General features: G+C 61.7%; 19 protein-coding genes. 12 read left to right on the top strand and 7 right to left on the bottom strand.

Translation table 11 applies throughout. The features are described from left to right. Positions 1-265: 265 nt before the first annotated feature. Entirely contained in the window at positions 266-613 is a 348-nt protein-coding gene (locus CIW50_RS11200; protein ID WP_246664219.1) for an Hpt domain-containing protein, read from the top strand. A 179-nt stretch (positions 614-792) separates the two neighbouring features. Beyond that, the gene (locus CIW50_RS11195; protein ID WP_149531280.1) at positions 793-1113 is read left to right on the top strand and encodes a 2Fe-2S iron-sulfur cluster-binding protein; all 321 of its coding nucleotides are present in this window, start codon (positions 793-795) and stop codon (positions 1111-1113) included. Positions 1114-1153: 40 nt separating this feature from the next. On the opposite strand, the gene CIW50_RS11190 is transcribed toward CIW50_RS11195, so the two are convergent. Next, complete coding sequence (locus tag CIW50_RS11190) at positions 1154-1606, bottom strand: acyl-CoA thioesterase (protein WP_149531279.1); 453 nt, start codon at positions 1604-1606, stop codon at positions 1154-1156. 200 nt (positions 1607-1806) lie between these two features. On the opposite strand from CIW50_RS11190, the gene CIW50_RS11185 reads away from it, so the two are divergent. From CIW50_RS11185 to CIW50_RS11175, 3 genes are all read left to right on the top strand, one after another. After that, complete coding sequence (locus tag CIW50_RS11185) at positions 1807-2835, top strand: NAD(P)/FAD-dependent oxidoreductase (RefSeq protein ID WP_149531278.1); 1029 nt, start codon at positions 1807-1809, stop codon at positions 2833-2835. A gap of 292 nt (positions 2836-3127) precedes the next feature. After that, positions 3128-3691, top strand: a complete 564-nt coding sequence (locus CIW50_RS11180; protein WP_246664218.1) for a DUF2147 domain-containing protein — start codon at positions 3128-3130, stop codon at positions 3689-3691. Between the two features lie 265 nt (positions 3692-3956). After that, on the top strand, positions 3957-4526 hold the full coding sequence (locus CIW50_RS11175; protein WP_149531276.1) for a DUF4865 family protein: 570 nt from the start codon (positions 3957-3959) through the stop codon (positions 4524-4526). Here CIW50_RS11175 and CIW50_RS11170 read toward each other — a convergent pair. Next, on the bottom strand, positions 4523-5380 hold the full coding sequence (locus CIW50_RS11170; RefSeq protein WP_172980292.1) for a LysR family transcriptional regulator: 858 nt from the start codon (positions 5378-5380) through the stop codon (positions 4523-4525). The genes CIW50_RS11175 and CIW50_RS11170 overlap by 4 nt on opposite strands. 159 nt (positions 5381-5539) lie before the next feature. Here CIW50_RS11170 and CIW50_RS11165 point away from each other — a divergent pair, with 159 nt between their 5' ends. Beyond that, complete coding sequence (locus tag CIW50_RS11165) at positions 5540-7084, top strand: MFS transporter (RefSeq protein WP_149531602.1); 1545 nt, start codon at positions 5540-5542, stop codon at positions 7082-7084. Positions 7085-7144: 60 nt separating this feature from the next. On the opposite strand, the gene CIW50_RS11160 is transcribed toward CIW50_RS11165, so the two are convergent. Together CIW50_RS11160 and CIW50_RS11155 are read right to left on the bottom strand one after the other, a co-directional pair. Then, on the bottom strand, positions 7145-9049 hold the full coding sequence (locus tag CIW50_RS11160) for an SGNH/GDSL hydrolase family protein (RefSeq protein WP_246664249.1): 1905 nt from the start codon (positions 9047-9049) through the stop codon (positions 7145-7147). Positions 9050-9183: 134 nt separating this feature from the next. Continuing rightward, positions 9184-10260, bottom strand: a complete 1077-nt coding sequence (locus CIW50_RS11155) for a lysylphosphatidylglycerol synthase transmembrane domain-containing protein (RefSeq protein WP_149531274.1) — start codon at positions 10258-10260, stop codon at positions 9184-9186. Positions 10261-10651: 391 nt separating this feature from the next. Between CIW50_RS11155 and CIW50_RS11150 the strand changes: the two genes are divergently transcribed. Beyond that, a complete protein-coding gene (locus CIW50_RS11150; protein WP_149531273.1) occupies positions 10652-11158 on the top strand; it encodes a YciE/YciF ferroxidase family protein in 507 nt (168 codons plus the stop codon). Positions 11159-11229: 71 nt separating this feature from the next. On the opposite strand, the gene CIW50_RS11145 is transcribed toward CIW50_RS11150, so the two are convergent. Next, positions 11230-11664: a hypothetical protein gene (locus CIW50_RS11145; protein WP_149531272.1), complete on the bottom strand. Its 435-nt coding sequence runs from the start codon at positions 11662-11664 to the stop codon at positions 11230-11232. 75 nt (positions 11665-11739) lie between these two features. Between CIW50_RS11145 and CIW50_RS11140 the strand changes: the two genes are divergently transcribed. Further along, positions 11740-12342: a hypothetical protein gene (locus CIW50_RS11140; protein ID WP_149531271.1), complete on the top strand. Its 603-nt coding sequence runs from the start codon at positions 11740-11742 to the stop codon at positions 12340-12342. Here CIW50_RS11140 and CIW50_RS11135 read toward each other — a convergent pair whose 3' ends face one another. Together CIW50_RS11135 and CIW50_RS11130 are read right to left on the bottom strand one after the other, a co-directional pair. Continuing rightward, the gene (locus CIW50_RS11135; RefSeq protein WP_149531270.1) at positions 12343-12768 is read right to left on the bottom strand and encodes a universal stress protein; all 426 of its coding nucleotides are present in this window, start codon (positions 12766-12768) and stop codon (positions 12343-12345) included. 58 nt (positions 12769-12826) lie between these two features. After that, positions 12827-13363: a SixA phosphatase family protein gene (locus tag CIW50_RS11130; RefSeq protein WP_149531269.1), complete on the bottom strand. Its 537-nt coding sequence runs from the start codon at positions 13361-13363 to the stop codon at positions 12827-12829. Between the two features lie 135 nt (positions 13364-13498). On the opposite strand from CIW50_RS11130, the gene CIW50_RS11125 reads away from it, so the two are divergent. From CIW50_RS11125 to flgK, 4 genes are all read left to right on the top strand, one after another. Further along, positions 13499-14872 (top strand): NAD(P)/FAD-dependent oxidoreductase, encoded by a 1374-nt coding sequence (locus CIW50_RS11125; RefSeq protein WP_149531268.1) that lies wholly within the window; start codon positions 13499-13501, stop codon positions 14870-14872. A 130-nt stretch (positions 14873-15002) separates the two neighbouring features. Beyond that, positions 15003-15509, top strand: a complete 507-nt coding sequence (gene msrB / locus CIW50_RS11120; RefSeq protein WP_149531267.1) for a peptide-methionine (R)-S-oxide reductase MsrB — start codon at positions 15003-15005, stop codon at positions 15507-15509. Between the two features lie 232 nt (positions 15510-15741). Continuing rightward, entirely contained in the window at positions 15742-17598 is a 1857-nt protein-coding gene (locus CIW50_RS11115; protein WP_149531266.1) for a flagellar hook-basal body complex protein, read from the top strand. 58 nt (positions 17599-17656) lie between these two features. Next, positions 17657-19558: a flagellar hook-associated protein FlgK gene (flgK, locus tag CIW50_RS11110; RefSeq protein WP_149531265.1), complete on the top strand. Its 1902-nt coding sequence runs from the start codon at positions 17657-17659 to the stop codon at positions 19556-19558. The last annotated feature ends 2 nt before the right edge of the window (positions 19559-19560 follow it).

The raw sequence follows: 19560 nt of genomic DNA, 5'->3' as shown, positions 1-19560 counted from the left end.
TCGCGCGAATGAAATGCTTCTGGTTAAGACATTCTTAATGATAGTTAACGGCTTCCGCCGGTAACGTCTTGTGGCGCCTCAAATAAACGGAACCGCCGCTCAATCGTGGCGAGTTTGCGTCAAAACTGGGTCAACGCGGCGGATTGTACCCAGAACGTTCCGTTAACCAATTCCATGGTTGGCTGCGAAAAATCGCAGCTGGATTGGCCGGTTGGCGGAATTTGGGCCATCATCAATGCCGCTTCACCTCGAACGGGTTCAATGGATGCCGTCACCGCCGCTGGTTCCCGATGACGGACCGATCGATTTTACCCACCTTCAGCGTATGACTATGGGCGATGTCAGCCTGGAGCGCGAAGTTCTGGCGATGTTCGCGGCCCAATCGAGCGAGTTGATCGAGAAGATCGTCAAAATGCCGGCAGATATGGCCGAGCTCACGCACAAGCTGAAGGGCTCGGCGCAGGCAGTCGGTGCGTTCCGCATCACGGAAGCCGCCGAGTGGGTGGAAGGTGGGCTGCGCGACAACAGCGATATCGCTGAGGCCCTGATAACGCTCACCGACGCCGTTCTCGATGCGCGGGCGGAGATCGACGTCCTTCTGAAGCGGTCTTGATCCCCGGGCATCAGCTTTGATCCCCAGGGATCAGCTTTGATCCCCAGGATCGCTTTTGATCCCCAGGGATCATGCTGATCCCCCTTTTCCAGATGACGGTTTTGCTGCGGAGCGCTGGCGCGATCCGGATCGACCCGTTATAGGACAGCCGGTATCTTCCTTTCGGCAGCGCGAGCATCATGGCCAAGATAAACTTTGTCGATCACTCCGGTGAGACCCGCAGCATTGACGCCGAGATCGGCTCCACGGTGATGGAGGCGGCCATCCGCAACGCCATTCCGGGTATCGAAGCCGAATGCGGCGGCGCCTGCGCTTGTGCCACCTGCCATGTCTATGTCGACGAAGCCTGGCAGGAGCGCGTCGGTGCGCCGACGCCGATGGAAGAGGACATGCTGGACTTTGGCTACGACATCAAGCCGAACTCCCGGCTGTCGTGCCAGATCAAGATCACCGAGGCGCTTGATGGCCTTGTTGTGCTCACGCCGGAACGCCAGGCCTGAGCTTCACAACACTTATGCTGAGCTTACCCAGACTTGTTATTTACTGCGCATTCACGCCGCGCAGCATCCATGGTTGAAACCGTTCGATGACCTCGGGCGGGATTGGCGTTGGCTGGCGGCTTTGCAGGCCGACCATCACGGTCGTTGCGACCGCCGATGCCATGCACTTGCCTTCCGAAAACACCACCTGCGAATAGGTCACCGAGGTTCGGCCGATCTTGGTGACGCCGAGACCGAGCTCGATTTTGCCTGGCCAGTGCAATTCGGCGCGAAAGTGGATGTCGAGCCGTGCCAGCACCCAGCTTTGCCCGGGCGCTATCAGCCCGCAGGCCGGGTCCCGCATCAGCAGCACGCGGCTGGTCTCGAAATAGCTGGAATAGACCGCGTTGTTGACGTGGTTGTTCGGATCGAGATCCGCAAAGCGCACATTGTCCGACAGGCGATAGGGATAGTCGTCGAGGACGGGCGCCGGGGCGCGGGCAGGGGCGTTCACGAAATTGATCTCCAGCAATGCTCGGCAGGTTTGCGCCAGTTACAGCGCAGTTGCACAGTCCAGGCAAGGGCGGGGCATGTGCTGATTTCAGGCTGTACCGCTGTGGCTTTCGCTGTGGGGCACCGCTAGGCTGCACGCAACAGCCGGATGGCGCCGGGCTCTGCGAATTCGTGGATCCGGTTCAACCGAGACAAAACACCATGGGCGAAACGATCAAGACGGACGTGCTGATTATCGGCGCCGGCCCCTGCGGGCTGTTCGCCGTGTTTGAACTTGGCCTGCTCGATATGAAGGTCCACCTCGTCGATATCTTGGACAAGATCGGTGGCCAATGCGCCGAGCTCTACCCTGAAAAACCGATCTACGACATTCCTGCAATCCCGCTGGTCACCGGTCAGGGACTGACCGATGCACTGCTGGAGCAGATCAAGCCGTTCAATCCGACCTTTCACCTGAATGAAATGATCGAGACCATCGAGAAGATTGGCGATCCCTTGTTTCGCGTTACCACCGATGCCGGCCAGGTGTTCGAAGCCAAGGTGGTGGTGATCTCCGCCGGCGGTGGTTCGTTTCAGCCGAAGCGTCCGCCGGTGCCGGGCATCGAGGCCTATGAAGGCACGTCGGTGTTCTATGCGGTGCGGAAGATGGAGCAATTCCGCGACAAGGATCTGCTGATTGTCGGTGGCGGCGATAGTGCGCTGGACTGGACGCTCAACCTGCATCCGATCGCGCGGCGCGTCACGTTGCTGCATCGGCGCGATGATTTTCGTGCTGCGCCTCATAGTGTCGAGCAGATGCGTAAGCTGGTGGCAGCCGGTCAGATGGATCTGCAGATCGGTCAGGTCACAGCGCTCGAAGGCGAGGGAGGCCGTCTCACCGGGGCTGTCATCAAGGGCAATGACAACGAAAGTGTCCGGATCGACTGCAATACGATCCTGCCGTTCTTCGGCCTGACCATGAAGCTCGGTCCGGTCGCCAACTGGGGCGTCACGCTGGAGAACAACCTTATCCCGGTGGAGACGGCATCGTTCGAGACCAATGTCCCCGGCATCTTCGCCATCGGAGATATCAATACGTATCCCGGCAAGCTGAAACTCATTCTGTCCGGCTTCCACGAAGGCGCGCTGATGGCACAGAAGGCCTATCGCTACGTCTATCCGGACAAGCGACTGGTGTTTCAGTACACGACGTCCTCCTCGAGCCTGCAGAAGAAGCTTGGCGTTAACTAACTTCGCCTAGTTGTTAATGTCAGCTTCCATGACGGGAACGCGACGACTGGTCGGATCGCTGGTAGTCGCGTCGGGGTCGGCGGGGACAGCTTGTGGCAAAGCTGTGGCCGCTGACACAATCGGACATCCGGCGCGCGATTGGCAATCTTGCAAAAGCCATCAACCGCAGTCACTCTCTCGTCGCGGAAGATTGATAGTCTATGCAATCGCATCAAGTGCGGGGAAGACGATGGCACAATTCCGATCCCGACGTCTGGCGCTCACAGTCGCTTCAGGTGTGGCCGCATGCGCGATGTTCGCGGGCCCTCTACACGCGGCAGAACCGACCGCCGCCGGACTCTGGCAGAAGGTCGAGAACGGCAAGCCAGTGGTCTGGGTGCTGGTGGTCGACCACGGCGGCATGTTCGAAGGCGCAATTGCCAAGACGTTCCCGAGCGCCGACGACAAGCCGGGCGATGACTTCTGCGGCAAATGCGTCGATGACCGGAAGGGCCAGCCAGTGCTGGGCATCTCCTTTATCCGCAACATGCAGCAGCAGGGACTGAAATACGAGAACGGCAACATTCTCGATCCCCGCGACGGCAAGGTCTACAAGGCCAAGATGAGCGTCAGCGCCGACGGTCGGGCACTCACCGTGCGGGGCTATTGGGGCATCGCACTGCTCGGTAAGGACGAAACCTGGTATCGTTTGCCCGACACCGAAATGGCCTCGCTCGATCCGACCGTGATCGCGAAATATATGCCGACCCTCGCCGCAGCAGCCGTGAAGCCGCCGACCGTCGGTAACGCGAAAGCTCCCGTTGCGCCGATGAAGAAGGCCAGCAACGTGACACCGGGCGCCAACGTCCCGCGCTGATCACGGCCAGCTCGCTTGTGATTTTCCCATAAGCAAGAACTGTCCAACACCGCCGCATTCTGGAAGCCGACGCCATGGCGCGTCGGACTTTCCATTGCCAATTCAATCGTGGCGCGCCAGTTTCCAACGTTGCTTGTTGCCCCCCGGACGTCATTCATTTGAATACCGGATCATAGAAATATGGTTCCACGTCTGTTCTTCGCGGCCTGTCGATCGATATCGTGCATTGATCAAATGACAATGGCTGCTGAAGGAGTTCACCACGATGATCGTTGCGCATTACGAGCATCGCTTGCCCGCTGACTATGATCTCGGCTTGATCCGCTCACGCGCACAGGAGCGTGGGCCGCTCTGGGATGCAAAGCCGGAGCTTTATTTCAAGGGATTTCTCTTGCGAGAGAGCGGGCGCTTCGGTGCAACGACGTCTAGCTATTCCTCGCTTTATCTGTGGCGGCACGACGAGGCGTTTCGCGATTTTCTCGTGAACGGCGGTTACAAGATCGTCGTCGATATGTTCGGTCGGGCGCGGATCGAAACACGCGTTGCCCTCGATGCCCGGAAGGGGGCTGGACGGGAGGCGCGCTTTGCTTATCGGCAGGACGTCGCCATTCCGCCCGATGCCGATCTCGCAGCGGCAATGACAGGCGAGATCGAGCGCAACGCGGATCTCTCGGCGCGCGCCGGAATCGTTGCGGCCGTCATCGGATTGGATGCCGAGAAGTGGGTCTTCATCCGCGTTCTGCTGTCAGAAAATGAACAGACCGATGCTGGCGCTTGCTACCAGATCCTGCATCTGGCGCAGCCGCTGCTGGATCGCCTTCCACACGCTACCTAGCTCGTATGCGCGCGGTGTTCGCGGAACGCAGCCGCGAGGGTTCGCAGCGCTTGGCGAGACTGCATATCCGACAGTGTCGAGAGAAGTACGATTTCCGATGACGCCAGCGGTGGCAGGCCAAATTTCTGGCTGACTTCGATGGTGCCGGCCGGCGCAAGCCGGCAGGAGAAGACCGCGGTGGCAAGGCCCGCCGAGACAGCGTCCGACACGACTGAAGAGCCGCCACCGAGAAACACCTCCGTCCATGCGATGCCGGCCGCGTCCAGCGCATGAATGGCAACGTCGTGCACGCCACATACTGGCGTTAGCGCCGCCAGTCGCAATGCCTCGCCCGGCCGGTGCACAAAGCCTGGTGCTGCGAACCAGCCGAAATGCTCGGGCGCGAGCACTTCGCCGTCGCGTCGGTCATCCTCGCGGCGGACGATGGCCGCATCGATTTCGCCGCGGTCGAATGCGTCCAGCAAATTGCGTGAATTATCGAGGCGAACCTCGATGGTGAGCGTGGGGTCATGCGCATTCAGGCGAGCCAACAGCGTCGGAACCTCCGGCCCGGCCACATGGGCGGCAATGCCGAGTGCGAAACGGCGACGGGTCGCGGACAAAGCTGCGACAGCGCGATCATGCGCGGCCAGGAAGTCGCGCGCTGCATCGACGAATAATGCGCCTTGCGCCGAAAGGCGCACCAGTCGTGGCGTGCGCTCGATCAGCCTGTGGCCGAGGTGATCTTCCAGCCGCTTCAGCTTCACGCTGATGGCGCCCTGCGTCGTGCCGAGCGCTTCTGCTGCACGCGTGAAGCTTTGAAGATTGGCGATGGTCACGAATGCCTGCACCGCATCCACGTCCAGAGAGGTCATACCAATTATCCGGATTTGTTGTCTCTGAAATAGACAACCATCGAATTCCGAAATGGTCAACCGCCGCCTATGTTGGGGTCATCGCAACGCAAACCGGGTGGACCTCGTCCTCTGTCGTCGGGCTTCACTGTGGCGCGTTATTATCCCGAAAGGCTCTTTATGCTCTCCGAATCGACACGACAAAGCACACTGGCTTTGGCGGCTGCCTGTCTTACCTCCCTGATGTTCGGTCTGGAGATTTCCAGCATTCCCGCGATCCTGCCGACACTGGAGCAGGTGCTTCATGCCGATTTCAAACAGCTCCAATGGGTGATGAACGCCTACACGATCGCGGTGACGACGGTGCTGATGGCAACCGGGACGCTTGCGGATCGCTATGGGCGCAAGTGTGTGTATCTGATTTCGATCGTCGCATTTGCCGCCGCGTCGCTGGTTTGCGGTCTGACCGCAAACGTGTCCGTTCTGATCGTCGCCAGGTCTCTTCAGGGCATGAGCGGCGGCGCGATGCTGATCTGTCAGGTCGCGGTGCTGTCCCATCAATTTCCGGAAGGACGGCAGCGCGCCATTGCCTTCGGGTGGTGGGGGATCATCTTTGGCATCGGCCTGGGTTTCGGCCCGATCATCGGCGGCGCGATCGTGGCTTTGTCGAGCTGGGAATGGGTCTTCCTCGTCCATGTCCCGCTCGCCGTGATCGCCCTGATCCTCGCCGGGAGCGGAGTTCGCGAGTCGCGCGATCCGGAGGCCAGCAGTCTTGATCTTGCAGGGATCATCATGCTCTCGCTCGCGGTCTTCTGCCTCGCATTCTTCATTACGCAAGGCCCGGATATCGGCTTCGGCAGCTGGACGGCGTTTGCGATCGTCGGCGTGTTCGTTGCAAGCCTGATCGGCTTTGTCTTCGTCGAGCGTCTCAGCCCGAGGCCGATGTTCGACTTTAGCGTCTTCCGAATCCGTAATTTTGCCGGCGCGCTGATTAGCTCGATGGCCATGAACTTCAGCTTCTGGTCGCTCATGATCTATCTGCCCATCTATTTCCAGGCAGGGCTGGGCTATGGCAGCGTCGGCAGCGGACTGTCGCTTTTGGCCTATACGTTGCCGACGCTGGTCGTACCGCCGGTGGCCGAACGCCTCATGCTACGTTTCCATCCGGGTCTGGTCATCCCGTTCGGCCTGTTCACGATCGGAACGGGCTTCTTCGCCATGAAGATCGGCAGCTCGGTCGAGCATGCAAGCTGGCTGACGATGCTGCCGGGATGCGTCCTTGCCGGTATCGGATTGGGACTGACCAACACGCCCGTGACCAATACGACGACCGGATCGGTGCCGCAGGAACGCGCGGGCATGGCGTCAGGCATCGACATGAGCGCCCGCATGATTGCGCTCGCTGTCAATATCGCGCTCATGGGCCTCATTCTTGTCGAGGGGGTGCGCGCGTCTTTGAAGGCCGCGCTGCCGAGCGGTACCAGTGTCGAGCTATTACGCTCGCTGGCGGAAGGCGTCGCCGCCGGCACGGCGCTGGCGCCCGAATACAATCTCGGCGGAGCTGTCGTTCAAGAGGCCCTGACCCAAGGGTTCGGTTGGGTCCTGCTTTATGGCGGAATTAGCGTGTGGATTCTCGCGGGCATTAGCCTTCTAGTCTTCGGCCATGGATTGCCGAGACGCGCCCCCCATGGCCAAAGCTGTGTCGAAGGTGACAGTCGGGCGTAGCCCGGACCGACGAGGTCCTTGCTCTTGCTCGGACCTCGCTGGATGGCTGAGCTGATCGTCCTACCGCGCCGCTGGCTGCAGCAACATCGGTGCCAGCGGCTCTTGCGTGACATCAGCTTCCGCGCCCAGCCGCAATACGCTCGCCGCGGCCGGCACGACGGCATCGGCCATTGCGGCGTGACCTTCGCCGGTCGGGTGGATTGCACCACCATAGACGGCCGAGAGGATGCCCCAGGTCGCATCGTGGATATCGGCCGGCTGGATCGCTGCCGAATAGCCCTGCGGATAGGTCATCGCCGCGAAGTAGCTGTCATTGGCGTCGCGGATCCAGCGGCCACGGGGTAGATAGGGGCGGAATTCACTGGCGCCGCGACCGCAGACCATCGGCTGCGCAGCCGCCTCGACGAGACTGCTCTCGAAGCTGTCGCCCTTGGGCGAGAAGCAGGCGCGATCGAATTCGGGATCGGATGCAGAGCGTGCGCAGAAGCCGTGATTGGCGAAATTCGCCTGATGCTGATCGACGAAGGTCATGCGGTCGGCTTCGGGATTGCGGCACAGTACGCCGCCCTGGCAAAGCGCGATGGATTTCAGTTGCGGCAGGAATTCGGATTCGACGAAATTTGCGACGTTGGCCAGCCGCCGTGGATCGGCTGAGAATGACGGATGCACGTCGAAGCCGGCCGGGCCACCGGGGCAGGGCGCGCCATTGGCGAAAGTCGGGTTGGCGTAAGCCGCAAACACCACGCGCGACATGTCTCCGCCGAGCAGTGGCTTCAGGGCTTCCCGCACCTTGCCGAAGCTGGAGGGCAGTTCGCGCACCAGCGCGCCGCGGGAGTCCTCGACCGCGCCAAGAATGCCGCCGCGCTTGAACAGCGCACGTTCGGTGGCGTTCTCGACGATGACGTCGGCAACGAGCCCGGAGAAGTTGATGTCGTTGGCACCGATCGACAACAGCACGAGGTCGAGGCGGCGTGCCGGCTGACGGCGCTTGGCGGCAGTGAGGGCTTCGCGCAGTTCGGCGATCTGCGCGTTGACGCTTCCCGCACAGGTGCTCGCATTCTTCGTGGTGAGGCATTCGCGCGCACGTTGTCCGCCCAGCAGTCCTTCGGCGATGGTCGCGCCCGAACAGGCCAACGGCAGATAGGTGACGGCGATGTGCGGATACTGCACGGCGAGGGCGAGCGCGGCGCGGGTCTGGTAGCTGTAGAGCGAGCGGTGGCATGCAGCGTTGAACCACTGGGCGCCTGCGCGCTGCCAGGCCTGTAGCGACTCATAGGAGTCGCAGGAGCGGCCGCCTTTGAAGCCGGCGCGGCTCGGCCGGTAGAACTGCCCGCTGGGGCCGCCGAGATATGAGCGGAAGCAGAAGCCGTCATCAGACAATGCGACAGGTCGATCCGGATTGCCTTCGCCCGACGCGATGGAATCGCCGAGGCCGGCGATCAGGATGTCGCGCACGGCGATGTCTGCAGAGATGCGGACAGGTGTCTCTGCGCCGCTGGTGACCTCCACGGTCGCCACCGTGCGGCGACCATAGATGGCTCGGAAATTAATCGGCTCGGCGCAATCGAGCGTGGATTGACGCGGGCCTTCGCCGTCCTCGAAGGTCCAGGCGCAGATCGCACCGACCGGCACTTCGCCGGTAAGGCGGACTGTGACCGGATGTTCGGTCGGCGTCAGGTAGCTTTCCTTGACGGTGTCACGGGTGCAGGGCTCGCTGACCTTTCCGGCCAGATCGATGCACAGCCGGTTGACGGTGTTGCGCGCCCAGCCGCGGCCATCGCTCTGCACGCCCAAGGCCTGTTCGGCGGCCAGTACGCTACGGTTGCGCATGGCGTCGACATGGAGCTGGAAGTCACGTTCCTCGCGGAACAGCCGGAAGCGGTTACGCACTTCCCAGGAGATCTGGATCGAACTGTTAGCCACGCCCTGCGCGGCGGCCGGCCCAACCGGCAGCCCGCCCAGCATGCCGAGCAGCACGGCGAGGTTGATCAATGAACGTCTGAAATAAATGGAGGCCATGGCGGTGTTGAACGTCACGTATGGGGCGGAAGTAAGAAATCGATTGGCCGGACGCGCGGCGTGGCGCGTCCGCGACTGATTCAACCCTGTGACTGACGTTTCAATGGCTGCTCATGCACCACGACCGGGGCGGGCTCGATCTCGCGACGTTCATTGCGGTCATCCATGCGGCGATTGTGCCATGGCTGGATGACACTGAGCCAGAGTTCGCGGGTGCCCATGATGCAGATCGAGATGGCGAACGGGATCATGAAATACAGGATCCGGAACATGACCACGGTGGCAACCAGCTCCTCCTGACGAAACTGCGGCAGCGCCACCAGCAAAGCGGCGTCAAACACGCCGAGGCTGCCCGGCGCATGGCTGGCGAAGCCCAGCAAGGTGGCGAGGATGAACACCACGGCCAGCGAGACGAAATCGATAGTGGGCTGATCTGGCATCAGCAGATACATCGCCAGCGCGCAGAAGCCGAGATCGACAACGCCTATGGCGATCTGCAGGAGCGTCAATTGGGCTGACGGGAGCACGACCTTCCAGCCGTTCTGACCGAGCTCGCGGCGCTGTTTGCCGACTGACAGCCAGACCAGGTAACCGACGATGCCGGCCAGGCAGCCGAAGCCGATCAGCCGATTGATGGCGTTGGGCAGGAGATCGATGGCCGAGGCTGCCTGTGGGTGCCAGATCATGCCGATGCCCAGCACAAAGAGATTGCCGAGCCAGAAAGTCAGTCCGGAGATGAAGCAGATCTTGGCAACGTCGATGGCGTTAAGGCCGTAGTCCGAATAGATGCGGAAGCGGATGGCGCCGCCAGTGAACACGGTGGCCCCGATATTGTGGCCGATGGTGTAGCTGGTGAAGCCGGAGAGCGCTGCGATCCGATACGGCACATGCTTCTTGCCGATCGTTCTGAGCGCGAAGTAATCGTAGAAGGTGAGGGTGCAGAAGGCGCCGATCACGCACAGCGTCGCCATGGCGATTTGCATCGTCGACTTTGCGGCCATCGCTGCCAGGATCTTGGCGGTATCGAGGCCCTTCAGCGTATGCACCAGATGGGAGATGGCGAGGGCGATAACGATCAGGCTCGCGACAACACCCAGCCGTTTCCAGCCGACGTGTTGCTTGAAGCCGCGCCCGAGCGCGGTCAGCAATCGTTGCATTCGTCCTCCCGGCGGAGCGCGAACAGGTGGAAAGCCGATCGGGGTAACAGACGGCAAGCGGCGACCAATTCACTCATACGCGAAGTTCACTCATCAAGGCCAAACCCTTACGGCAAAAACGTTCCGTTGTGCAGTCCTTGACAGCGCCAGCGTTAATGCCACGCCGCAAGGTCGCCACATACCCGCGCTGGCTGCAAAGCCCTGACCCTACAAGATAATCTCGAAGCATTCGTCCTGCATTTCATATAGGCAGGCAAGTCGAATGTTCCATGCGGCGAATCAAGACGTTCACAGGAACACGTCCCAATATCGATGGTTACCGGCCTATCGCAACCGAGCGGGACAATGCGCCGCAGCGGCCACCCCGTTCCAGAACACCGGGATCGAAACGATGGGACTGTTCACCAAGGACATCAAGACAATGGATGACCTGTTCGTGCATCAGCTGCAGGACATCTATTATGCGGAGAAACAGCTTCTGAAGGCCCTGCCGAAAATGGCTGACAAGGCTGCAGAACCACTGTTGAAGCAGGCTTTCAAGACGCATTTGCAGGAAACTGAAGTGCATGTGCAGCGGCTTGAGCAGGTTTTCGCGATGCACGGCGCCGAGGTGAAGGCGGTTACCTGTCCGGCAATCGACGGTATCATCAAGGAAGCCGACGAGACTGCCGGGGAAGTCGAGGACAAGAAGGTGCTCGATGCCGCTTTAATCAATGCGGCGCAGGCCGCCGAGCACTACGAAATTGTGCGTTACGGCAGCCTGATCGCCTGGGCGCGCCAGCTTGGCCGCAACGACTGCGCGGCCGTGCTGCAAAAGACGCTCGACGAGGAAAAAACTACCGACAAGAAGCTGACGTCATTGGCCGAAGGTCAGGTCAATATGCGCGCCGCAAGCTGATCGCGGTACGCGCGATCACAACGCATAGAAACGTCGCGCAGGCAAAATCTGCGCGACTTTCTATGCGTTGCCTACGCCTTTCGCAGCGCGAAATGGGCGCCGCAGAACGCCATGACACCGCCGAGGCCCAGGGCGGCAAGGCTTGCCAGAACACCTGATGCGGTTGGTATCGCGTTGGGCGCCGAGGCCGCCTGACCGGCGCCAGCCAGAAACAGCACGCCGATGGCGATCAGAAACTGGCGCATGCGCTGCGGAATGCGGCCAGACGCTGCGCTGTGCAGCAGGTTCGCGGTGACGTAGCCGCCGACAAAGGCCATTGCCGCAATCAACCACCAGGCGAAGGCCGATCCGATCGGCATGAAATTGTCGGAATCGTTGCGCCAGAGGCCGCCAAGGTCGAGGCCGAAACGCTGGCCGAGCATGTGTACGGCCAACGCCAGCAGCAATCCTGAAATCATCGCGCCGGCCAGGATCAGGCGGCGCGGAAAAGTGGTCGTCTCGGCCATGCGGAGCTTGTAAAGGACGTCGGGGCCGCTGCGCAAGCAATGCGCGGGGACGTGGCGGTCAGCAGCGGGGTAGACGTGTTCAAGAGATCTGGCTCCTCGGCGAATGTCGCAGCATCCGATGGCACGACCTATGCCTACAAGGCGTCGCTGGTCGGTTCGGCGCATCGGTTCGAGCTCACCGAGTACGGGCTATCGTTTCATGTCGGCCGCAAGTCCGGCATCTGGCCCTATGCCGATATCTCCAGCGTCAGGTTGTCCTACCGGCCGGTCTCGATGCGGTCGCGGCGTTTTCGCGCCGATATCGGCAATGCGTCAGGCGAACGGATCGCGATCCTCTCCACCACATGGCAGACCGTCGCGCTGATGGAGCCGCAGGATCGTGACTACCGCGCCTTCATCGTCGAACTGCACAAGCGCGTCGCAAGCGTCGAGGGTCGCATCGTGCTGACCGGCGGGTTGCGGCCGTGGATATACAATGCGGGCCTTGCCGTCATCGGACTCGTCGCCATCGCCATGGCCGGATTGCTGGCGCGCGCAGTTGCTGTCGGTGAGTTCGGCGGCGTCCTGTTCATTGCTGGTTTTGCAGCTCTGTTTGGCTGGCAAATCGGCGGCTTCATCCTCCGCAACAAGCCCCGCAACTACAGTTTCGACGACCTGCCAAAAGAGCTGCTACCGTAGTCACGGCCGTACCACCAACACTGAGCACTTGGCATAACGCACCACGTGGCCGGCATTGGAGCCGAGGAAGTAAGTGCGCATCGCCGGGCGGTGCGAGGTCATCACGATGAGATCGGCCTTGATCGCCGAGGCCTCTTCGAGAATTTCGTGATAGATGCCGCCCTGTCGCACCACGCTGGAGACGTGGGCGCCGTCGATGCCACAATCGCTGGCGACCGCCGCGAGCGCCGCCTGTGATGATTCCAGTTGCTGAGTATCGAAATCTGCGGGGACATATTCCGCCAGCATCACTGGCGTCATAGGCATCACATTGAGCAGCCGGACGGTTGCGCCGAAGGTCTGCGACAGTGTGGCGGCCTGGGCGATCGCGGGTTTCGCCACATCGGTTTCGGCCAGATCGATCGGGACCAGAATGGATTTGTACATGCGCACCTCCATTGTCGTCCGGAGGAGGATAGCACAAACCGTGTTCGATGGGCGCGGCTTATTGGCCCGCGGCGCCCTTCAGCAGTTTCGGACTGACGAATTGCACGAGTTGTCCATCGCGGAAGGCAACGTCGTTCCAGTCCTCGATGGTAAAGTCGATCACCACGATGCTGCCGGTCGGCAGGTTGTCGGCGACGGCTTTCCTGCTTGCGGCGTCGCCGCCGCCGATCAGGCTGAGCGCCATTTCATGCAGGCCGGGATTGTGACCGACCAGCATCAGCTGCTTTGGGTCTTCCACGGCTGCGCCGCGGATCACCGCCAGCAATTCGGAGAGGCCGGCGCCATAGAGTTCATCGAGGCTGGCCACTGTCGGTTTCGCCGCCGGCATCGCCGCGGCCACGAGGCTCCAGGTCTGCTGCGCGCGTACCGCCGTGGAGACGCAGACCAGGTCGGGCAGCGGCGGATTTCTGTTGAGCCAGGCGCCCATGAGAGCCGCATCCAGCCGGCCGCGGTCATCGAGCCGGCGATCGAAATCCTTGCCGCTCGGCGCGTCCGGTTCAGTCTTGGCGTGACGCAGCAGCAGTAAACGGCGCATGGCGCGATCTCGATTCGGCAAGAGGTAGCAGCGAGGCAGGCGGCGCGGTCGCGCCAGACGTCAGGTCAGCGGATTAATGGACATGTACCGTGAGGACAAGGTGACAAGCGCCCCACCTGTCCGTAAGAAAACGTCATGACCGCCCCTTCCGCAAGCGTGACATTTGGACCTGAGGTCGCCGACGCCGACCGCGCGCGGCTGACCTTCAGCCTCGATGTGGATGTTTGCGTGGTCGGGGCCGGGCTCGCCGGGCTCAGCATTGCGCTGGAAGCGGCGCGTCTGGGTGCCAGCGTCGCGGTGCTCGAAGGGCGTCATGTCGGCTGGAACGCATCCGGCAATCAGTTGGGAACCGTGATGCCGGGTTTTGGCCTGCCGCTCGCCGATCTGATTGCGCGTGTTGGTCTGGAAGACGCTCGTGAGTTGTGGGCGCTGTCGAAGCAGGGCGCAGAGTATGTCCGGACCCAGGCATCGGACGACCTGATCCCCGGTCTCGGCCTGTCCGAGGGGGCGCTGGAAGTCTCCAATGTCGATGTCGGCGATCGTCTGATCGCACGCCTGCAGATGCTCGGCGAAGATTTCGATACTGAAGTAGAAGGCTGGCAGATCGACCGCGTCCGCGACGTGCTGAAAACCAGACGCTACTTTCACGGCGTGCACTATCCGAAAGCGTTCCAGATCGATGGCCGCAAATATCTGTTGGGTCTCGCAGCGCTGGCGAAACAGGCTGGTGTGCGGATCTTCGAGGACACGCCCGTAGTCAGCATCGATGCCGGCGGTATCCGCAAACGCATCGTGACTCCGTCGGCGCGGATGCGTGCCACACACATCGTGCTGGCCGGCAATATCCATCTCGGTGCGCCTGCCCAAAAGCTGTCGGACACGCTGTTGCCGGTGTGGCGCTATGCAGGCATCACCGAACCGCTTGGCGAGCGTCTTGCCGAGGCTGTGACGTTTCAGGGCTCGGTGAGTGACAGTGACGGCGTCGATCACTTCCGTATTGTCGAGGGTGACCGGCTGATGTGGTCGAGCCCGGAAACGACCTGGGCCGGGCAGCCGGAGCGTTATGCCGGCGCCATCGCGCGCCGCATCCGCACCGTGTTTCCGGCGCTGGGCAAGGTCGCCATGGCGGAGACCTTCGGCGGCGCGCTCGGGCAGACCGTGCATGGCATGCCGCAGATCGGGCAACTCCGTCAGGGATTGTGGGTCGCCAGTGGCTTCAGCCATCGGGGCCTGAACACGACGGCCATGGCCGGGCAACTGATCGCCCGTGGCATGTATGCCCATGACGATCGCTTCAAGCTGTTCGCGCCGTTCGAACTGGTCTGGGCTGGTGGCACGACCGGGCGGGCCGTCGGCTACGCGGTCGGGCTATGGGAGCGGCAGGGTTCGGCGTTGGCCGGCACACTGGCACGGTATCGCGAACGGGCCGGGGCACGGGAGCGGATCCGCGAAGCGCGGCTGGCCGAGGCCAATCTGCGCGCGGGAACACGTGGCCCGCGGCCGGGCTAGGCCGATCCGCCCGCTTCCGGTGCGCAACAAAACGTGAGTAATATTTCTGAACCGGTGTGTAACTTCCGGCCCGTCCGCCCCGTATTTCAGGCGAACGAGATGATTGTCTCGATTGTCAGGGAGACCAACCATGATCGACCGCCGCTTTCTTTTGACGACCGCTGCTGGCCTGGGAGGATTGCTGTCGCTGAAATGGCTGACGGCTTCGCCGGCGCGGGCTGCCTCGAACGAGAAGTTCGAGGTCATGAAGACCGATGAGGAATGGCGCAAGCAGCTGACGCCGCAGCAATACGAGATCCTGCGCAAGGAAGGCACCGAGCGGCCGTATTCGAGCCCGCTGAACAAGGAAAAGCGCAAGGGCACCTTCGCCTGCGCCAGCTGCGACAATGCGCTGTTCTCGTCGGAGACCAAGTTCGAGAGCGGCACTGGCTGGCCGAGCTTCTGGCAGCCACTGCAGAATGCCGTGGGCGAGCGCAAGGATTCGACGCTCGGGATGGTTCGCACCGAGATCCACTGCCGTCGCTGTGGCGGCCATCTTGGTCACGTTTTCGATGACGGCCCGAAGCCGACCGGTCTGCGCTACTGCATGGACGGCTTCGCGATGATCTTCAAACCGGCAGCGCCTTCGGCGACCTGAGCCGGAGGCCTGGCGCCGGCTACGTCGAACCCGGCGAAATCGGGCGCCGATCCGGCAATTATTACCCCTCTAGGCAATTGTGCCCCGGTCCCAGGACCGGGGCTTTTTCTTTAGTGCATTGAATTTACTGGATTTATGCCCTTGGCACGGGGTTTGCGACATCTCCTCCGACAGCGGCTGCGAATTTGGCACCATCCGGCGGGCCGCCCGGATCGAAGTTGGAGACGATGTAATGGGTATCTTCGGCGCTCTCACCACGTCCGTTGCGGGCCTGCGGGCGAACTCCTATGCGCTGGAAAACATTTCCGGCAACATCGCGAACTCGCAGACCACCGCCTTCAAGCGGATCGATACCAGCTTCCTCGACCTCATTCCCGATGCCGGCACATCCGCCCAGGTGGCTGGCAGCGTCACGGCCCAATCGCGCAGCACCAACACCATCGCGGGTTCGGTGCAGTCGTCTTCGGTCGCGACTTACATGGCGATCAACGGCGACGGCTTCTTTGCGGTGCAGAAGCCGGGCAATGTCTCCGACTCCACGCCGATCTTCGATGGCGTCAACAAATACACCCGTCGCGGCGATTTTTCGCTCGACAAGAACGGTTATCTCGTCAACGGCGCCGGCTACTATCTGCAGGGCGTCAAGATTGATCCCTCGACCGGCAATCCGGCCGGCAGCACGCCGGAAGTGCTCCGCTTCCAGAATGACTTCCTGCCGTCGCAGGCCACCACCAAGATCGACTATCGCGCCAACCTCGCCAGCTATCCGCTGACCACCAAGCATCAGACGTCGGTGCCCGGTTCCGAACTGCTGCGATCGGCCGACTTCGTGTCGAACCCGCGCGTGCTGGGCACTGCGGCAACGCCTTTCGGCAATACAGGTGTTCCCGGAAACGCGCGCAACAATTTCGCGACGACGCCGGCGCCAATCTCGGCGGCTACCAAACTCGCGCCCGTGTCCGGCAGCGATACGTTGCCGGTCGGCTTCGCGAACGGCGATACGCTCGTATTGAAGACCACAAGTGCCGGCGTCACCACGACCAAGACGCTTTCGTTCTACACGGGCGCCGTTGCTCCCGCAGCCGTGCCGGGCACGACTTTCATCCCTATCGATACGGCCACTGTCGGCGACGTGCTCACCGCCATCGACACCGCGACCGGCAACGCGTCGCCGCTATCGAGCGTGTCCGCCACCGGCGTGATCACGTTGAACTCCGGTACGGCGAACGACTTTACGCTGGCGGCAGGTTCGACGACCACGGCGGTCGCCGCATTCCAGGCCCTGGGTTTCACCGGCACTGTCACCGGCCTTCGTTCGGGCGGCGGCACGGCGGGCACCGGCATCGTGATCGGCAGTGACTCCCAGACCTTCCTCGATGAATCGATCAGCGGTGGCGCCAAGACCGTCTATGACGGCAACGGTGCACCGGTCAGCCTGCAATTCAGGTGGGCGAAGGTCGAGTCCGCCACGCAGGGCGGAACGGATACCTGGAACCTGTTCTACCAGACCGATCCAGCGGCCACGGGTGCAAGCCCTGCCTGGCAGAATGTCGGCACCGACTTCAAGTTCGGCCCGAACGGCCAGATGCAGCCGGTCGTCGGCCAGATCACGCTGACCGGCCTGACCGTCAGCGGCAAGAGCCTTGGTAATGTGACCATGGCGTTCGGCACGGGTGGTCTCACGCAATTCGCCGACACCAACGGCAACGTCCAGGTCAACCAGCTCGAGCAGGACGGCTATGCTGCAGGGCAGCTCCAGAGCGTATCGGTCAGCAATGAAGGACGCGTGGTCGGCAGCTACTCCAACGGCCGCAATATCGATCTGGCTGAAGTCAGCATTGCCACCTTCAATGGCGCCAACTTCCTCAAGCGTATCGATGGCGGCGCGTTCGAGACCACCAACGAATCCGGTGAGGCTCTTTACGGCAAGGGTGGCAGCATTTCCGGCTCGTCGCTGGAGTCGTCCAACACCGACATCGCCGATGAATTCACCAAGCTCATCGTCACCCAGCAGGCCTATTCGGCCAATACCAAGGTGATCACGACCACCAACACCATGGTTCAGGATCTGCTGAACGTGATGCGCTAATCGCAAGGCCGCATCGGCGGCCTTCTTCCCGCGTGAACCTTGAGAGCGACAGTTAGTTATGAGTCTGAACGACGCACTCTCCATCGCCATGTCCGGCCTGCGTGCCAATCAGGCCGCGATGTCGCTGGTCTCCTCGAATGTGGCCAATGCGGAAACGCCTGGCTACATTCGCAAGTCGACGGATCAGGTCGCAGTCAATTCCGGCAACGGCAGCAGCGTCCGCACCGTCGGCGTCAATCGCGAACTCGATCAGTATATCCAGGCGCAGCTCCGCACCGAAACGTCGGGAGCGGGCTATGCCTCGCTCCGTTCGAGCTTCCTGCAGCAGATGCAGAGCCTCTATGGCGATCCTGGTTCGGTCGGCTCGCTCGAATATTCCTTCAATGCCCTGACGACAGCAGTGCAGGCGCTGTCAACGAGCGCGGATAGTCAGTCGGCGCGGATCGGCGTGCTCAACGCCGCGCAAACACTCGCGCAACAATTGAATTCGATGACGCAGGGCATTCAGAACCTGCGCAGCGCGGCGGAAAGCGGCATCAAGGATTCGGTGACGACCGCCAACACGCTGATGAAGCAGATTGCCAAGATCAACAATCAGTTGACGGCCAATCCGCAAGGCGGAACATCGACGGATTCCAACACCGCCGCGCTGCTCGATCAGCGCGATCAATATGTCACGCAGCTATCGCAGCTGATGGATATCCGCGTCACCACCAATGGTGCCAATCAGGTCACCATCTTCACCGGCTCCGGCGTACAGCTGGTGGGCAACGAAGCGGCGACACTGGCATTCAATGCCCAGGGTACGGTATCGGCCGGCACGACGTGGAGCGCGGATCCCAGCAAGAGCAATCTCGGCTCGGTGGTGATTGAATTTCCGAACGGCGGATCGATCGACCTGACTGCTGCCGGCGCTATCAAGTCGGGCACGATCGCCGCATACACCGAACTTCGCGACAAGACGCTAGTCGAGGCACAGAACCAGCTCGATCAGTTCGCAGCGTCGATCTCGAGCGCGCTGTCGGACAAGACGACGGCGGGAAGCGTGTTCCCCGCACCGACGGTGCCGCCGACGACGCTGCCGCCAGGAACGCCGACCGGCTTCACGCTCGATGTATCGCAAATGAAGCCGGGCAATGTCATTCACTTCACGTATACGGATACGGCGACCAACACGCAGCGCGAAATTTCGTTCATGCGGGTTGATGATCCCAGCGTGCTGCCGCTGCCGAATACGGCAACGACCAATCCGAATGATACTGTCATCGGCCTCGATTTTTCTTCGGGCTTCGGCTCGGTTCTGAATCAGTTGAACGCGGCGCTTGGCGGCCAGGCTACGTTCTCCGGCACGGCCGGCGCACTCACCGTCGTCAACAATCCCGCATTCGCCAACGTCAATGCGGCGTCGGTGACGGTCACGCAAGGTCCTAACGATCTGAGCAACGGCAGCCCGGAGCTGGCGCTGTTCACCGACAGCGGCATCGCTTATAGCGGTGGCATCAACAAGAACGGTTCGCAGATGGCCGGTCTCGCCGGCCGGCTGACGATCAACAATGCGATCGTCGCCGATCCCTCCAAGCTTGTGGTTTATAGCGGATCGACGGCAGCAGGCGACACGACGCGGTCGGCCCTCCTGCTCAACCAGTTGAACAATGCCAGTTTCACTTATTCGCCGGCGACGGGAACGGGCAGTGATACGGCGCCGTTCAAGGGGACGCTGTCGAGCTATATGCGCCAGTTCGTCGGGCAGCAGGGCGCTGCGGCGGATTCCGCCAAGCAACTTGCGGATGGTCAGAACGTCGTTCTCAACACACTCGACAAGAAGATGGCAGACGCGTCCGGCGTGAACATTGATGACGAGATGGCGCATCTGCTGTCGTTGCAGAATGCCTATTCGGCCAATGCGCGCGTGATGTCGACGGTCAACGAATTATACAAAACCCTGATGCAGGCATTCTGAGG

Origin of the sequence: Tardiphaga sp. P9-11, from assembly GCF_008329525.1 — a bacterium.
In the GTDB taxonomy this organism is placed as follows: domain Bacteria; phylum Pseudomonadota; class Alphaproteobacteria; order Rhizobiales; family Xanthobacteraceae; genus Tardiphaga.
The sequence above is the reverse complement of the archived record's forward strand: the minus strand, read 5'-3'. Positions and strand labels throughout refer to the sequence as shown.

Coding starts and splice junctions, on each gene's coding strand:
- CIW50_RS11170 (WP_172980292.1), bottom strand. CDS start 5,380: ATGACCTCTCTGGACGTGGATGCGGTGCAGGCATTCGTGACCATCGCC.
- CIW50_RS11185 (WP_149531278.1), top strand. CDS start 1,807: ATGGGCGAAACGATCAAGACGGACGTGCTGATTATCGGCGCCGGCCCC.
- flgK (WP_149531265.1), top strand. CDS start 17,657: ATGAGTCTGAACGACGCACTCTCCATCGCCATGTCCGGCCTGCGTGCC.
- CIW50_RS11195 (WP_149531280.1), top strand. CDS start 793: ATGGCCAAGATAAACTTTGTCGATCACTCCGGTGAGACCCGCAGCATT.
- CIW50_RS11115 (WP_149531266.1), top strand. CDS start 15,742: ATGGGTATCTTCGGCGCTCTCACCACGTCCGTTGCGGGCCTGCGGGCG.
- CIW50_RS11180 (WP_246664218.1), top strand. CDS start 3,128: ATGTTCGCGGGCCCTCTACACGCGGCAGAACCGACCGCCGCCGGACTC.
- msrB (WP_149531267.1), top strand. CDS start 15,003: ATGATCGACCGCCGCTTTCTTTTGACGACCGCTGCTGGCCTGGGAGGA.
- CIW50_RS11165 (WP_149531602.1), top strand. CDS start 5,540: ATGCTCTCCGAATCGACACGACAAAGCACACTGGCTTTGGCGGCTGCC.
- CIW50_RS11130 (WP_149531269.1), bottom strand. CDS start 13,363: ATGCGCCGTTTACTGCTGCTGCGTCACGCCAAGACTGAACCGGACGCG.
- CIW50_RS11155 (WP_149531274.1), bottom strand. CDS start 10,260: ATGCAACGATTGCTGACCGCGCTCGGGCGCGGCTTCAAGCAACACGTC.
- CIW50_RS11145 (WP_149531272.1), bottom strand. CDS start 11,664: ATGGCCGAGACGACCACTTTTCCGCGCCGCCTGATCCTGGCCGGCGCG.
- CIW50_RS11135 (WP_149531270.1), bottom strand. CDS start 12,768: ATGTACAAATCCATTCTGGTCCCGATCGATCTGGCCGAAACCGATGTG.
- CIW50_RS11175 (WP_149531276.1), top strand. CDS start 3,957: ATGATCGTTGCGCATTACGAGCATCGCTTGCCCGCTGACTATGATCTC.
- CIW50_RS11125 (WP_149531268.1), top strand. CDS start 13,499: ATGACCGCCCCTTCCGCAAGCGTGACATTTGGACCTGAGGTCGCCGAC.
- CIW50_RS11160 (WP_246664249.1), bottom strand. CDS start 9,049: ATGCTGGGCGGGCTGCCGGTTGGGCCGGCCGCCGCGCAGGGCGTGGCT.
- CIW50_RS11150 (WP_149531273.1), top strand. CDS start 10,652: ATGGGACTGTTCACCAAGGACATCAAGACAATGGATGACCTGTTCGTG.
- CIW50_RS11200 (WP_246664219.1), top strand. CDS start 266: ATGCCGTCACCGCCGCTGGTTCCCGATGACGGACCGATCGATTTTACC.